This window comes from Paenibacillus sp. AR247 (assembly GCF_002968895.1).
In the GTDB taxonomy this organism is placed as follows: domain Bacteria; phylum Bacillota; class Bacilli; order Paenibacillales; family Paenibacillaceae; genus Paenibacillus_AQ; species Paenibacillus_AQ favisporus.
The window spans coordinates 48479-61122 of the sequence record NZ_PCZT01000008.1 but is presented as its reverse complement, the minus strand read 5'-3'; the positions used below and the strand labels follow the sequence as shown (position 1 = coordinate 61122).

Genomic DNA, 12644 nt, shown 5'->3' with positions numbered 1-12644 from the left:
CCGTAGCGAGCAAACATATAGATAGCCAGCGGAATGGCGGGCAAGCTGCTGAGTGTATGCACCCAGCCGAGTGATGAAATTCCAAACATAATTGTCTCCTTCCAGTCCATAAGGACAGGGTTGATTTGTTCTGTCTTGTCGCGAGCCGATACTAGCGGCTGACAGCATTTCTGATAAAAAATTCATTTGGTCGTTATTCGCTACCTACTAATAGGTAGGTTAAAAAGACAAGACTCCGCCAGCTGCTTTAAAGTCCCCCCGTGCCCATCATGAAAAGACACCACGCTCGGACCACTCGACGGGACCGGCCTCAACCGATTTCCCATACTCAGCAGTTCTGGATGTATGTCTGATCCATCAACGGGCAGCAGGAGCCGTTTAGCAATCATTCAGCGCAAATCGAATACGCCGTTCTCACTGTAGACTGACGATATGTAGACGGCATGCCTCGTATCTGCACTTGGCGAATGAAATGCGATTCGTTCGTAATATAGCGGGCTGATCCTCATTAGAACATAGCCTGCTCTCAAGACGGGTAAAGCTAAAGGGTTCACCTCTTTTCTTCTAGATCATGACTACAAACCATCGCCATCGCGGCTTTCATCACGAAGAGAATCGCTCCAAAAGCGAGCTTGTCACGACGCCGAATATCTTCGGATCGCCATAGGCACGCGCCGAGAGCATCGCGCCGTGAACCGTCGCCATAAACGCTTCGGCCTCATCATGAGGGGTACCCATCAGTTGAAGCTCCCCTTGCCGTGCGCCGCGCTCCAGCACGGATGTCAACCAAGCCGACAGGGAGCGGAAATGCGCCCGGACCTCTAGGCCAACTTCCTCAGGCAGGACGGGGAGCTGGCTTGCCAACAGCGCGCAGACACAAAACGGAGCGCTGTCGTCCATGATGCAGGCTTCCCAATAGCCAGTGTAGAACCGAAGCAGTTCGAACGGATCGGATACCTGATGCTCGAGATTCGCCATCCCCTCTTCGGCTTCTTTCCGATACCGTGCAACCAGCGTTCGGACCAGATCGACCTTACTTGGGAAATGGTGATGGATGCTCGCCTTACGAATCCCAACCACATCAGCGATGTCAGCATAACTGAAGCCGTTGTAGCCGCCAGCGATGATCAGAGAACGCGCACAAGCCAGGATTTCGTCATAGGTGTTAGATAAATTGTTCATATTGTCATTCTACCTTCTGGTAGGTAGTTTGTCAAATGGCATCGTCGTGGTTTGCGGAAGCTGAATTCCAGAATAAGTAAATTGACAGGATAGTCCCCCATTACAGGCAAGATAACAAAAAGGGGAGTTAAACAGAGGGACTTGTAATTTTTGCTGAATAATATTTGGTGATATGCCAGTTAACTTACTTATGAGCAGAATTGTTGAATATAATCATATTCTACCTAGTAAATACGTGATAATACCATTAATATACAGACAGTCACTTTTGAGGATTAAGGGGGAGAATACAATGCAGGAATTTATATTTACGAAGGATTATAAAAACAATGAACCACTTAGAAAGAGTTTTTTCGAACTTGCTACCAACACTTTTGGTCTAAGTTTTGAAAATTGGTATCAACAAGGGTTTTGGAGCGAACGATACATTCCTTTTTCATTTGTTGATGGAGAGAAGATTATTGCAAATGTATCAGTAAACATTCTTGAGTTAATTATTAATGGCGAGAAGAAAAAAGCTATACAAATCGGAACAGTTATGACACATCCTGAATATCGAAGAAGAGGATTATCTGCAAGTTTAATGAACAAGGTTTTAGAGGAATATGAGAATAAGTATGACTTCATGTATCTCTTTGCTAATCATACGGTTCTTGATTTTTATCCCAAGTTTGGATTTAAAGCAGTAGAAGAGCATCTATTTTCAATGGACTTTACACCAAGCCAATTTGAGCATACGGGCATTAGAAAACTAAATGTAAGTCAAACGGATGATTTACGTCTTATTCACAAATTTGCATCAGAAAGATTGCCCATTTCTCAACGTTTTGGGACTGATCACACTCAAGGAATTTTAATGTATTATTGCCTGAACGTTTTTAATAATGATATTTATTACTTGGAAAACGAGGACGCGATTGCTATTTATAAAAAAGAAAACAATCACATGGACATCTTCGATATAATCAACATAGGGGAAGTTAAAATTCAAGATATTTTGACTAAGATTGCAGGTAGCGGTACTGAAACAATAACTTTCCATTTCACTCCAGATTATAAAGATATCGATATCAAAAGTGATATATCTCATGGTGGTTTATTTGTAAGAACAAATGGTGAAAACTTCTATCCTGTGCACGTAAAACACCCAATTACATCAATAGCTTAATGCTAGATCGGAGATTTCTTGTCATTTAAACTCCGATTAGAAACTTATCTCGTAACCTTCCTTCTGCCACTGTCCTGTATATAAGCTAACGCGGATGATTGAACTTATGAACAACAAAAAAGAAGCGGGACTATCCCCGCTTCGTTGCTGTATAGGCTATTACACCTCAACTATTAGTCTTTCCTCACCAGCCAAGCCACCGATTCTACGTGAACGGTATGCGGGAACATATCCACCGGCGTCACTTCCACGGTCTTGTACCCACCGTCCTCCAGCACCCGCAAATCCCGCGCCAGTGTGGAAGGATTACAGCTCACATACACCACGCGCTCCGGCTTCATCTCCAAAATCGTCTCCAGCAGCTTCGGATCGCAGCCCTTGCGCGGCGGGTCGACGACGATGACGTCCGCTTCGATACCCTGCTCCTTCCAGGCAGGAATGACATCTTCGGACGCTCCGACCTCGAACGTGACGTTGCTCATTCCGTTCAGTTCCGCGTTGCGGCGCGCATCCTCAATCGCCTCCGGCACGATCTCGACGCCGTACACCTTGCCCGCATGCTGGGCTAGGAATAGCGAAATCGTCCCGATGCCGCAGTATGCATCGAAGACCGTTTCCTTCCCGGTCAGCTGCGCATACTCAACCGTCTTCCCGTACAGCACCTCGGTCTGTGCCGGGTTCACCTGATAGAACGACCGCGCCGAGATGGCGAATTTCACGTCGCCGATATAATCATAAATGACCTCACTGCCCCACAGCACGCGGGTCACGTCTCCGAAAATAACGTTCGTCTGCTTCGTGTTCACGTTTTGGCAGATGCTGACCACCGACGGCAGCTGCTCGCGGATCTCCGAGATCCACTCATCCGCATTCGGTATCTTGTCCCCATTCGTGACCAGAACGATCATCATCTCACCGGTGCGGAAGGCGACTTTCACCACGACATGACGAAGCAGGCCTTTGCCGGTTTCTTCGTCGTACGCCGTGATGCCGAGCTTCCGCCCGATGGCCTTCACGCGGGCAACGACCTCATCGTTGTGCTCGTGCTGAATGAGGCAGGTCTCCATGTCGATGATGCGGTGGCTGCCGCGGGCGTAGAAGCCGCCCACCAGGCCGCCTTCGGTGACGCCGATCGGCACCTGGGCCTTGTTGCGGTAGCGCCACGGCTCGTTCATGCCCAGCGTGGCATGAACCTGGATGCCCTGCTGCGCAGCACCGCCCGCTGCGGCAGCGGACGCCGGCGCAGCAGCATCCGCGCCTTCCGCTCCCTGCGGCCCGCGCAGCCCGGGCTCGCCGAGCACCTGCAGCTTGCCGATGCGCGTCAGGTTGTCCACGACCAGCTGGCGCTTCCACGCGAGCTGTGCGGCGTAGTCCATGTGCTGCAGCTGGCAGCCGCCGCACTGGTCATAGATCGGGCAGGGCGCCGCGATCCGGTCGGGGCTCGCCTGCACGATGTCGAGCAGCTTGGCGTAGCCGTACTGCTTCTTGGTCTTGAGCACCTTCACGCGGACCTTCTCGCCGGGAAGGGCGCCCGCGACGAACAGGGTATAGCCTTCGGCGCGGCCTACTCCTTCTCCGTCATGGTTCATGCCGATGATGTCGATGACGGCCTCATCGTTTTTCGCTACCGGCAGGCCGGCAATCGCTGCAGGCGTGCTGCGGCGGCCGGGATTCCGGCGGCTGTGTCGCTTGTTCATGCTGCTTGAGTCACTTCTTTCGAGTATATTTTGAAAGGGATAGCCCCGATGCACGGCGGCCTGTCCACTTATATTCATCAAAGTTAAGTTGAGGAATGATACTGATCTATGATTTATCCCGCGGGTCTTAAGCCCCACAACCTCTGGCTTCATTTCTTCCCGCATCCTTCCCATTATAACAGAAAAGCGCACAAAAAAAGTCAAGATGCCCTGCCCCCATCCCTAGTGGATGAGCCGCATGCCGACACCTTAACTCTCCTGCGATGATCCACCGCCTGCCCAGCTTCCCTGCGGCCGGACGAACCATCCTGTTCCTATCCCTGTTGTAGCACCGAAAACTGCCCCGGCAGCGTTCCGCCAAGCTCCCCGTCCAGGTTCAGCAGCACCTTGCCCGGGGACGTCACTTCCATCGATTTCGTGCGGAAGTAGACGACCTTCTTGTCGTTGAAATGCTCGCCGCGCAGCGCGAGGCTGACCAGCCGCACGAATTCCGCTAGATTGCATTTCTTGAGGGCGATCACGTCGAGCAGGCCGTCGTCGATCCGCGCGCCCGGCGCGAGCTTCTCGAAGCCGCCGACGGAGTTCGTGTTCGTGATCAGGAAGATCATGAACTCGTCATGGATCGTCTCCTGGCCCTCGGCATTGATGATCAGCTCCTGCGGAGACAGGCTGACCATCTTCTCCACGCCTTTAATATAATAAGCGAGCTGGCCGATCATCGTCTTCAGCCGGCTGGGCACGTCGTACGTCAGCTCTGTGAGCGTGCCTCCGCCCGCGATGTTGATGAAATACCGGTCATTCGCCTTGCCCACGTCGATCGGCCGGGTCTGCTGGCGGATGACCAGATCGCAGTAGTCTTCCCAGTTCCTCGGAATGCCCAGCCCCCGTGCAAAATCGTTTGTCGTTCCGACCGGGAACACGCCGAGCGGCGGCAGGTTATCCCGCTCCGCCATGCCGTTGACGACCTCGTACAGCGTGCCGTCCCCGCCGGCCGCGATAATCATGTCGTACCCCCGCTCCACGGCGTCGATGGCCGCCTTCGTGGCGTCCCCTTCGCCCATTGTGGCATGGCAGGAAGCCTCGATGCCGCCCTGATCGAGCCGGTGCAGAATGTCCGGCAGACGCCGGCGCATTTCCTCCCGGCCTGAGGTGGGATTATAAATCAAACGTGCTCTTTTCATACATACGCCACCTAATAAGTTGATAATTTCCGAATAAGCGCCTGTTCCTTACAATGACGCATCAGCATCACGCGCAAGCCAGCTCCGGATCTGCCGCTCCATCCAATGGGTCAGCAGCGGGTGCGGCAGCAGCGCTTCACCTGAATACCGGTAATTTAACCCGTCCAGCCGCTGCGGAATCACCGTCCGGGTGAAATAGCCGTCACTCAAAAACAGCGGAGCTGCAATCACCTGCATTCCGCGTTCCTTCTGCCAGTATTCCACCTTCGCCCGCACGCTGTCGGGCCGAAGCAGGGCATAGTCCGCCGCGGCCAGGCCGCCGATCGCCCGGGCGCTCTCCGCCAGGCGCGAGAGGCCTTCCTCCCAGCGCTGGCGGAAGCCGTCGTGGCTGCTGCCGTGACCAACAAGAATAAGAACCTCCTCGTCGGGGTTCTTCGATTCCGTCTTCATTTTATCCCACACCATGCGGGCCACGTCCGGATCGTTGTCGATCGGCTCTCCGTACAGAATATTCGCCCGAATGCGAAATGGCTCCAGGTCCGTGTCGATGGCCGGGGCGTCAATGACGCCAAGCGCATATGCGATTTCATTCACATGGGTGCTGCCCGAAGAGACAAACAGCGGAATTACCAGTATATCCGTTACGCCCTGACGCTCCAGATCATCGATCCCGTCCTGAATCAAGCGGCCTTCCACGATCTCCAAGAACGAAGCCGCCACAGGGAGTTCTCCCCGCAGCGGCAGTTGCCCAACGGCATCGTCAACCAGCTGGACCCAGGAGGATTCCCTGGAGCCGTGACTGATAACAAGTACCCCCGGTTTGCGCATATTAACGCCCGAGACGCTCTAACGTCATTTTATACCCTTCGTTGCCATAATTCAAACAGCGCTTCACCCGTGAAATGGTGGCCGTGCTGGCTCCCGTCTCCGCCTCGATCTGATTGTACGTGCTGCCCTTGCCGAGCATGCGCGCCACTTCCAGACGCTGGGAGAGGGATTGGATCTCGTTGACAGTACACAGATCGTCGAAAAATACGTAGCATTCCTCTACATCTTTAAGAGTTAAAATGGCTTCAAATAGTTGGTCGATGCTTTTATCATTAAGTTTCTTCAGCTGCACTGAAATATCATCCCCTATTGTAACTATTGCCTATTCAGGATTTTGCTCCCGTCACAGGGTCTTTCCACAATTAATATCGGTCAATCCGTGTTCAAATGATAGTCCTCTATGTACTCCCATTGTACCGAGCCGGTATGAACTTTTCAAGCGTTAACGGATTCACGCACTGAAGAGTTGCATGGCAGCAGGCCAAATAAAGCGACATGGATCCGCCGCCCGGTCCCCGATGCCCTTCCACGGTTAAAATGCATAGAACACCACCTTCCACTTGAAAGCGCTTAAATTATACATCATCCAGACGGGCTTGTACATGTTTTGTGGATCATTTCCAATTCCCGGCATTGGACTCCGGGTTGTGATCACAAGTTAGCGATATTCCTTCTCCCGATCTTCCGCACACGCACCAACCGGGCCTCCGCTGAATCTTGTAGGGTAAGAGGTCTGGGATCCTTGAATGCCGACTTTTGTGCAAAAAAAAACCGCCCGATATGGCGGCATGGCACGTCGCTGCAATGTTGCTGTTCATTCATTCCGGTCTCCATGGTCCCTCTCTATGTCGTGCCCATTCATTCCGGATTCAAAGCTCCTTCTCTATGTCGTGCCCATTCATTCCAAACCCGAAGCTCCTTCTCTGTGTCGTGCCCATTCATTCCGGATTCGAAGCTCCATCATTGGCTTGTGCGTTCTTCTCCTTATGATAATCCTCCCAGAGCGGGGCGATGTATCGTTCCAACGTGTTTACGATCTCATTTCTCCGGCCTTCTTCGATATTGACCGTGTCATTTAAAATATCGTTCCGAATCCGGATGAGCACAAATAGTGGAGGTAATGCCACCTCACGCAGCGCCTGAATCATGTGTTCTTCTTGGGACGAAATATCCATCACGGCATCTTCCTTTTCTGTTTGGGATGAGCTCATTATAAACCGTGACATTAGTGTCAGGGTCAAGCAAAAATAAGCCGCATTCCAAACGATACCGACCGTTTCATCCGCTGCTTCTACGCCGCCTGGGCGTCCGCCCGTTTCCGCTCCTATCCCTGTCTACCGGGCTAACGTCCATACATTATGTTTGCCCAGCACATACAGTATAGTAAATCATTCCAAAAAGGAAAGTGATACCATGCCTGAGCATTACTACCATAAGTCAAAGGCAAAGCCCAAAGCTGACCACCGCTCGCTGAACGAATTTGCCTCCCCATATCCACAGTCCCCATATCCCGGCATTCAAGGCTATCCGGACTTTGGAGCACCCGGCGGATTACCCGGCGGCGCTCCCGGGTTTGCTCCTTATTACGGACCTGAAGGGTTGGCAGGTACGGCGGAGATCATCCCGCCAGTGTCCGCAGCCGCCTCTGCTGCTCCCGCGGCCGCCGCAGCCGCAGCCGCCGCACCGGTCGCTGCAGCAGCCGAAACCGCCAAAACCGGCTTCTCCCTCGCCCAGCTCGGCGACCTCAAGGGACTGATCGACCGGGTGGGCGGCATCGACGGCATCGTGAACTCCGTCGGCAAATTCCAGAAGGTGATGACCGGTATGCAGCAGATCGCCCCGATGTTTAAGCTGTTCGCGGGTCTCGGTAAAGGGAAAACCAACAGCAGCAATGATGGCGAGTACAGACCGCGCCGGAGAAAGAAGTCCAAGAAATCGTCTTCCAAGAAAAAATCGTCGTCGAAGAAGAGCTCGTCGAAAAAAACATCCAAGAAGAAGCGCAGCTGACGCCAAAAAATCCACCAACATTTCCGCTTAAGCGTCGAACGAAGCCTTCATTGGTGCGATGAGCCGGTGTCATGAACCGGTGCCATATCGTACCTCATGCCCTATCGTACTCATCATTCACAGTATCGATACCCTCATGTCGCCCATTTTACCGAAAGAATAACGATGATTCCCTCTTCGCCACCATATCATACCCAAAGAACATACAAGCGCCAGGTCCCAGCGCAGAAGTCTCTCCACTTCCGTGCTTGGCCTGGCGCATTCCGTTCTACCATACGTTGTCTTGGCATGATGCATTCCGTTCTACTTTAACATTCAATTGGCATAACCCATCCCGTTCCCACTATAACTTTCTTTTGGCATGAGGCATTCCGTTCTTCTTTAACCTCCTCTTAGCCTGACGCACTCCTTTACAGCCCTTACCCCTATTTGAACCATCCGCGCTTCGTGAACCACAGCACCATGCCCGCCCCAAGCACGAACATGAGCAGCATGACGGCGGGGTAGCCGTACTTCCAGTTAAGCTCGGGCATATTGACGAAGTTCATGCCATAGATGCCGGCGATGAGTGTCAGCGGCATGAAGATGACGGTAATGACCGTCAGTGTCTTCATGATGGCGTTCGCCCGGTTGGAGTTGAGCGAGATGTAGCTGTCGCGCAGGTCGGCGGTCATTTCGCGGTCGGCCTCGATCATGTCGGTCAGCTTGAGCAGATGGTCGTAAATATCGGCAAAATACACTTTGTGCTCGCTGTTGTTCTGGACATGCTGGGAGTTGACGACCCGGTACAGCAGATCGCGCATCGGCACGATCGTCCGCCGCAGCTTCAGCAGCCGGCCGCGCAGGTCGAACACCTGGTTCATCAGCTCCTCGACCGACTCTTTGCCGCCGCGGTTCTCCAGGTCGGCCAGCTCATCCTCGATTTTGTACAAACTCGGAAAATAGCGGTCCACCAGGTGGTCCATTATCGTATAGGCACAGGATACCGGGCCGCGCGCCCAGATTTTGCGGTCATGCGCATGCTGGAGGATCTGATTCCAGGCGTCGTCGACGACCGGCAGCTCTTTGAGATGAAAGGACACGAGCAGATCGTGCCCGAGGAAGAGGTCCACCTCATCCACCCCGAGGGTATCGGGATCGAGCGCATGCAGAACGAAGAACTGCAGATCCTCGTACATATCCAGCTTCGGCCGCTGCAGCACATGCATGCAGTCCTCGACCGCCAGCGGGTGAAAATGAAAATACGTATGTAAAAGGGCGGATTCTTCTTCGGTCGGACCGTTGAAATCCACCCACATCCAGGCATAGTCCTCCATCCGGGCTTCTTCCAGCGAAATTCCCGTCAGCACTTCATGGGTATGGGTAATGGCAAGCGTGCGTATCATCGGCGTTCAGCGAAGCTCCCCTCTAGCGGCTTATGTTGCGGCTCCGGCAGAAGCGGAGCACTCCATATGTATGTTCTGATCTATCTTAGTATTGTACAGCATCCGTTCGAATGAAGTCACGCCGGTGATGTTTTTGCGCAACAAAAAAGCCAACCCTTTGACGATTGGCCCCCACTCTACTCCAAATGTGTACATCTATATATGAGATTAACCAAGATTAGAAAAAGATTTTAAAGATAATGCCCGCCAGCACCGCTGAAATCGGAATGGTAATGAACCAGGTGATGACGATTCTTCCGGCCAGCGACCATTTCACTTCGGAAAAGCGCTTCGCGCTGCCCACGCCGAGAATAGCGGACGTAATTGCGTGCGTCGTACTGACTGGCAGGTGCAGGAGCGTTGCCGAGAAAATGACGGAAGCGGACGAGAAGTCTGCCGCAAAGCCGTTGATCGGCTCGATTTTGAAAATTTTCGTGCCCATCGTCTTGATAATTTTCCAGCCGCCGATGGACGTGCCGAGCGCCATGGAGGTCGCCGCAGCGATTTTAACCCAGAGCGGAACTTCGAGCGTCTCCAACCGGCCCGATGTCACCAGCGCCAGGGTGATGATCCCCATCGCCTTCTGTGCATCGTTTGTGCCGTGCGTAAACGACTGCAGCGCCGCCGTAATGATCTGCATAAACCGGAAGCCTTTATTGACCGTATGCGGGCTGCGTTTGGCAAAGATCCACTTCAGAATCGTCATGACGATATAGCCGATCACAAATGCGATCAGAGGGGATAACAGCAAGCCTTCCACAATTTCCGTAAAGCCGCTCCACTTGATATGGCTTGCGCCTGCTCCGACGTAAACCGCTCCGGCCAGCGCACCGATGAGTGCGTGTGACGAGGAGGACGGAATGCCGAGCCACCAGGTGACCAGGTTCCAAATGATCGCCGCCAGCAGCGTGGCTATGACGACTTCGAGCCCGTTATTCAGCGTCGAGGGGTCGGTGACACTACCGCCGATTTTCTTCGCGACGCCCGTAAACATAATCGCGCCGACAAAGTTCATGACCGCCGCCAGAAGGATCGCCGTCCGCGGCTTCAGCGCCCGCGTAGATACGGACGTGGCAATCGCGTTCGCCGTATCGTGGAAACCGTTGATAAAGTCAAACGCCAGTGCCAGAATGATGACTATGGTAAGTACAAATAATGATGTCTCCATGTGTCTCCAAAACCCCTTACGAGTTGCTCATAATGATCGATTCCAGCATGTTGGCCACGTCTTCGCAAGCGTCGGTGGTCGTCTCAAGGCGTTCGTAAATTTCCTTGCGCTTGATCAGCTCGATCGGATCGGTCACTTTCGCAAACAGCTCTTTAATACAAATACGAAGCAGCTCGTCGCCCTGGTTCTCCAGGTCGTTCAGGCGGATCGTATATTCACGCATGGCCAGCAGCTTCTTCTGGGACAGCAGGTGGATCGCTTTCTGAATTTCATAAGCCGACTGACGGAGAATTTCCGCGAATTGCACGATATACTCATCCGGATCCGGGAGATGGTACATGTCGAAACGGGAAGCGCAGGCCTCCAGCCCGTCCATCACATCATCCATGGTGGTTGTCAGGTCCATGATGTCGTCACGTTCGATGGGCGTAATGAATGTCTTGTTGAGTTCTGTAATAATCGTGTGCGTGTAATCGTCACATTGCGACTCGAATCTCTTCATTTCGTTGGCAAAAACAAGCACATCTTGCAGATTGTCCACATGCTGGGCGAAATAATCGGCAGCCTGCACAATCGTATCGGCCATATTCTCCAGGGTTTGGAAAAATATGTCCTTTTTCTTCAATCTCATACGATAACCCCTTTACATAAGTTTGCATAAACACCGCAAAAACATGAGAATGACAACCCTTGTTATCTTATCAATCCGTCCTACGGTTTGTAAAGATAAGCGGCTTTCAATTTTAATGCAATGTAAACTCGCTGCCGAATTTATATATTAAACTTACCCATTCCCTGCCAAAATATCCGGTGGAGTGACAATTCCCGCAAGGATTCGCCATCTTTCCCCTATTTTTCCGTCATTTGAGAAGCTGAAGATGGCTGTCGAAAGATGGCGCATTCGGCACGATGTTAAAATACGTGGTTCCCGGGTAGAGCGGCACCTCTTGGCCGTCTTTTACAAAGCGGATGACATCCCCTTTGGCGCGCACCCACTTGCCCTCCAGCACCTTGCCCCGCTGCAGCAGCACGGCCTTCCCGCCGGAAGATACATCGATGTCCAGCCGGCCCACATCGTCCAGCACCTTCTGGTCGGCACCCAGCACGATGACGTTCGCCGCGGTCAGCTGCTCGTTGTTGTTCAGGTCGATATGCGGTTTGCCGTTAATGAAGCGCTGATAGAGCTTGGTGGCGGTATCATATTTATAGGAAACTTTATAGCTCTGGAGCAAAAAGGTCACGTCGACGCCCGCAGCGTCCTCACCCTCGGGAACGCTGTCGTCCGCCGGATCGTGAAAAGGATACGACTTCAGCTCCACATGCTCCGCGTATCCGCGCTTGTCCGCTCCCTCGCGCAGCTTGTCCGCATTGGAGTACAGATTGTGCGGCGCCTTGCGGCTCTTGTCGCGCCAGAAGTACGGCCCGGCGTTGCTGATCTCGTCCAGGTCCTCCTTGTGCTGGCGCTGGATGATCGCGTAGGCGTCGTTGCTGCCCCCGGCGTGCACCAGCACGCCGCCGTAGCTCTCGCCCAGATCGATCAGATACGGGCGGATGCTGCGGATCGGCCCGATCGTCTCCTCGGCGCCCCGGCTCTGGAAGATGCCGATCAACCGCGTGATGCCGCCCTCAGCCAGCACTTCATAGACGATGTCAGCCTGGCTCAGGCCCGACTGCGGCCGTGCCGCCGGCGCGTTGTTGATCATCACCGCCAGCGGCCTCTTGTCTGCCGGCTGCTCCACCGGCAGACCGGTCAGCGGCGCCGTATAGGCCGCCGGCTCCTGCTCCGCCGCTTCCGGCGGGGCGGCCTCCTCGGGCGCCGGCTCGTCCTGCGCCGGCTGCTGCTCCCGGCGGGGGCGCTGCGGCGCCTCCGCCGCTTTCNCGGTGCAGGCGGCCAAGAGCGCACCGCTCAGCGTCAGGCACAGCAGTGTGCCTGCCAGCCTCCTCCAGCCTGTACTCCACGTATCGTTCATTCGCATGGATTCATCCCTT

13 protein-coding genes are annotated in these 12644 nt (G+C 53.6%); 2 read left to right on the top strand and 11 right to left on the bottom strand.

Features of this window, described 5'->3' with window-relative positions; all coding sequences use genetic code 11:
• Positions 1-186 (bottom strand): hypothetical protein (locus CPT76_RS38275; protein ID WP_219845391.1); only part of this gene is annotated, 186 nt, incomplete at its 3' end.
• A 417-nt stretch (positions 187-603) separates the two neighbouring features.
• The gene (locus tag CPT76_RS07745; protein WP_105442496.1) at positions 604-1182 is read right to left on the bottom strand and encodes a TetR/AcrR family transcriptional regulator; all 579 of its coding nucleotides are present in this window, start codon (positions 1180-1182) and stop codon (positions 604-606) included.
• A 292-nt stretch (positions 1183-1474) separates the two neighbouring features.
• Here CPT76_RS07745 and CPT76_RS07740 point away from each other — a divergent pair, with 292 nt between their 5' ends.
• Entirely contained in the window at positions 1475-2350 is an 876-nt protein-coding gene (locus CPT76_RS07740; RefSeq protein WP_105442495.1) for a GNAT family N-acetyltransferase, read from the top strand.
• 173 nt (positions 2351-2523) lie between these two features.
• Here CPT76_RS07740 and rlmD read toward each other — a convergent pair whose 3' ends face one another.
• The 5 genes from rlmD to CPT76_RS07715 form a co-directional block, all read right to left on the bottom strand.
• Positions 2524-4047 carry a 23S rRNA (uracil(1939)-C(5))-methyltransferase RlmD gene (gene rlmD, locus CPT76_RS07735; RefSeq protein WP_105442494.1) on the bottom strand — a complete coding sequence of 508 codons (1524 nt, stop codon included), beginning with the start codon at positions 4045-4047 and terminating at the stop codon, positions 2524-2526.
• 314 nt (positions 4048-4361) lie between these two features.
• On the bottom strand, positions 4362-5228 hold the full coding sequence (locus tag CPT76_RS07730; RefSeq protein ID WP_105442493.1) for a diacylglycerol kinase: 867 nt from the start codon (positions 5226-5228) through the stop codon (positions 4362-4364).
• A gap of 48 nt (positions 5229-5276) precedes the next feature.
• Positions 5277-6056, bottom strand: coding sequence for a sirohydrochlorin chelatase (locus tag CPT76_RS07725; protein WP_105442492.1), 780 nt, complete (start codon positions 6054-6056; stop codon positions 5277-5279).
• 1 nt (position 6057) lies between these two features.
• Positions 6058-6348 carry a YerC/YecD family TrpR-related protein gene (locus CPT76_RS07720; RefSeq protein ID WP_076176780.1) on the bottom strand — a complete coding sequence of 97 codons (291 nt, stop codon included), beginning with the start codon at positions 6346-6348 and terminating at the stop codon, positions 6058-6060.
• A gap of 646 nt (positions 6349-6994) precedes the next feature.
• Complete coding sequence (locus CPT76_RS07715; RefSeq protein ID WP_105442491.1) at positions 6995-7231, bottom strand: hypothetical protein; 237 nt, start codon at positions 7229-7231, stop codon at positions 6995-6997.
• Between the two features lie 238 nt (positions 7232-7469).
• On the opposite strand from CPT76_RS07715, the gene CPT76_RS07710 reads away from it, so the two are divergent.
• Positions 7470-8063, top strand: coding sequence for a hypothetical protein (locus CPT76_RS07710; protein ID WP_105442490.1), 594 nt, complete (start codon positions 7470-7472; stop codon positions 8061-8063).
• 425 nt (positions 8064-8488) lie between these two features.
• On the opposite strand, the gene corA is transcribed toward CPT76_RS07710, so the two are convergent.
• The 4 genes from corA to CPT76_RS07690 form a co-directional block, all read right to left on the bottom strand.
• Positions 8489-9448 (bottom strand): magnesium/cobalt transporter CorA, encoded by a 960-nt coding sequence (gene corA, locus CPT76_RS07705; protein ID WP_105442489.1) that lies wholly within the window; start codon positions 9446-9448, stop codon positions 8489-8491.
• Between the two features lie 217 nt (positions 9449-9665).
• Complete coding sequence (locus CPT76_RS07700; RefSeq protein ID WP_105442488.1) at positions 9666-10655, bottom strand: inorganic phosphate transporter; 990 nt, start codon at positions 10653-10655, stop codon at positions 9666-9668.
• 16 nt (positions 10656-10671) lie between these two features.
• Complete coding sequence (locus CPT76_RS07695; RefSeq protein WP_076176785.1) at positions 10672-11286, bottom strand: DUF47 domain-containing protein; 615 nt, start codon at positions 11284-11286, stop codon at positions 10672-10674.
• 229 nt (positions 11287-11515) lie between these two features.
• Positions 11516-12358, bottom strand: a complete 843-nt coding sequence (locus tag CPT76_RS07690; RefSeq protein ID WP_483870039.1) for a DUF3048 domain-containing protein — start codon at positions 12356-12358, stop codon at positions 11516-11518.
• Positions 12359-12644: the final 286 nt, after the last annotated feature.

Coding starts and splice junctions, on each gene's coding strand:
- CPT76_RS07745 (WP_105442496.1), bottom strand. CDS start 1,182: ATGAACAATTTATCTAACACCTATGACGAAATCCTGGCTTGTGCGCGT.
- CPT76_RS07730 (WP_105442493.1), bottom strand. CDS start 5,228: ATGAAAAGAGCACGTTTGATTTATAATCCCACCTCAGGCCGGGAGGAA.
- corA (WP_105442489.1), bottom strand. CDS start 9,448: ATGATACGCACGCTTGCCATTACCCATACCCATGAAGTGCTGACGGGA.
- CPT76_RS07715 (WP_105442491.1), bottom strand. CDS start 7,231: ATGGATATTTCGTCCCAAGAAGAACACATGATTCAGGCGCTGCGTGAG.
- CPT76_RS07700 (WP_105442488.1), bottom strand. CDS start 10,655: ATGGAGACATCATTATTTGTACTTACCATAGTCATCATTCTGGCACTG.
- rlmD (WP_105442494.1), bottom strand. CDS start 4,047: ATGAACAAGCGACACAGCCGCCGGAATCCCGGCCGCCGCAGCACGCCT.
- CPT76_RS07740 (WP_105442495.1), top strand. CDS start 1,475: ATGCAGGAATTTATATTTACGAAGGATTATAAAAACAATGAACCACTT.
- CPT76_RS07725 (WP_105442492.1), bottom strand. CDS start 6,056: ATGCGCAAACCGGGGGTACTTGTTATCAGTCACGGCTCCAGGGAATCC.
- CPT76_RS07695 (WP_076176785.1), bottom strand. CDS start 11,286: ATGAGATTGAAGAAAAAGGACATATTTTTCCAAACCCTGGAGAATATG.
- CPT76_RS07710 (WP_105442490.1), top strand. CDS start 7,470: ATGCCTGAGCATTACTACCATAAGTCAAAGGCAAAGCCCAAAGCTGAC.
- CPT76_RS07690 (WP_483870039.1), bottom strand. CDS start 12,358: ATGATCAACAACGCGCCGGCGGCACGGCCGCAGTCGGGCCTGAGCCAG.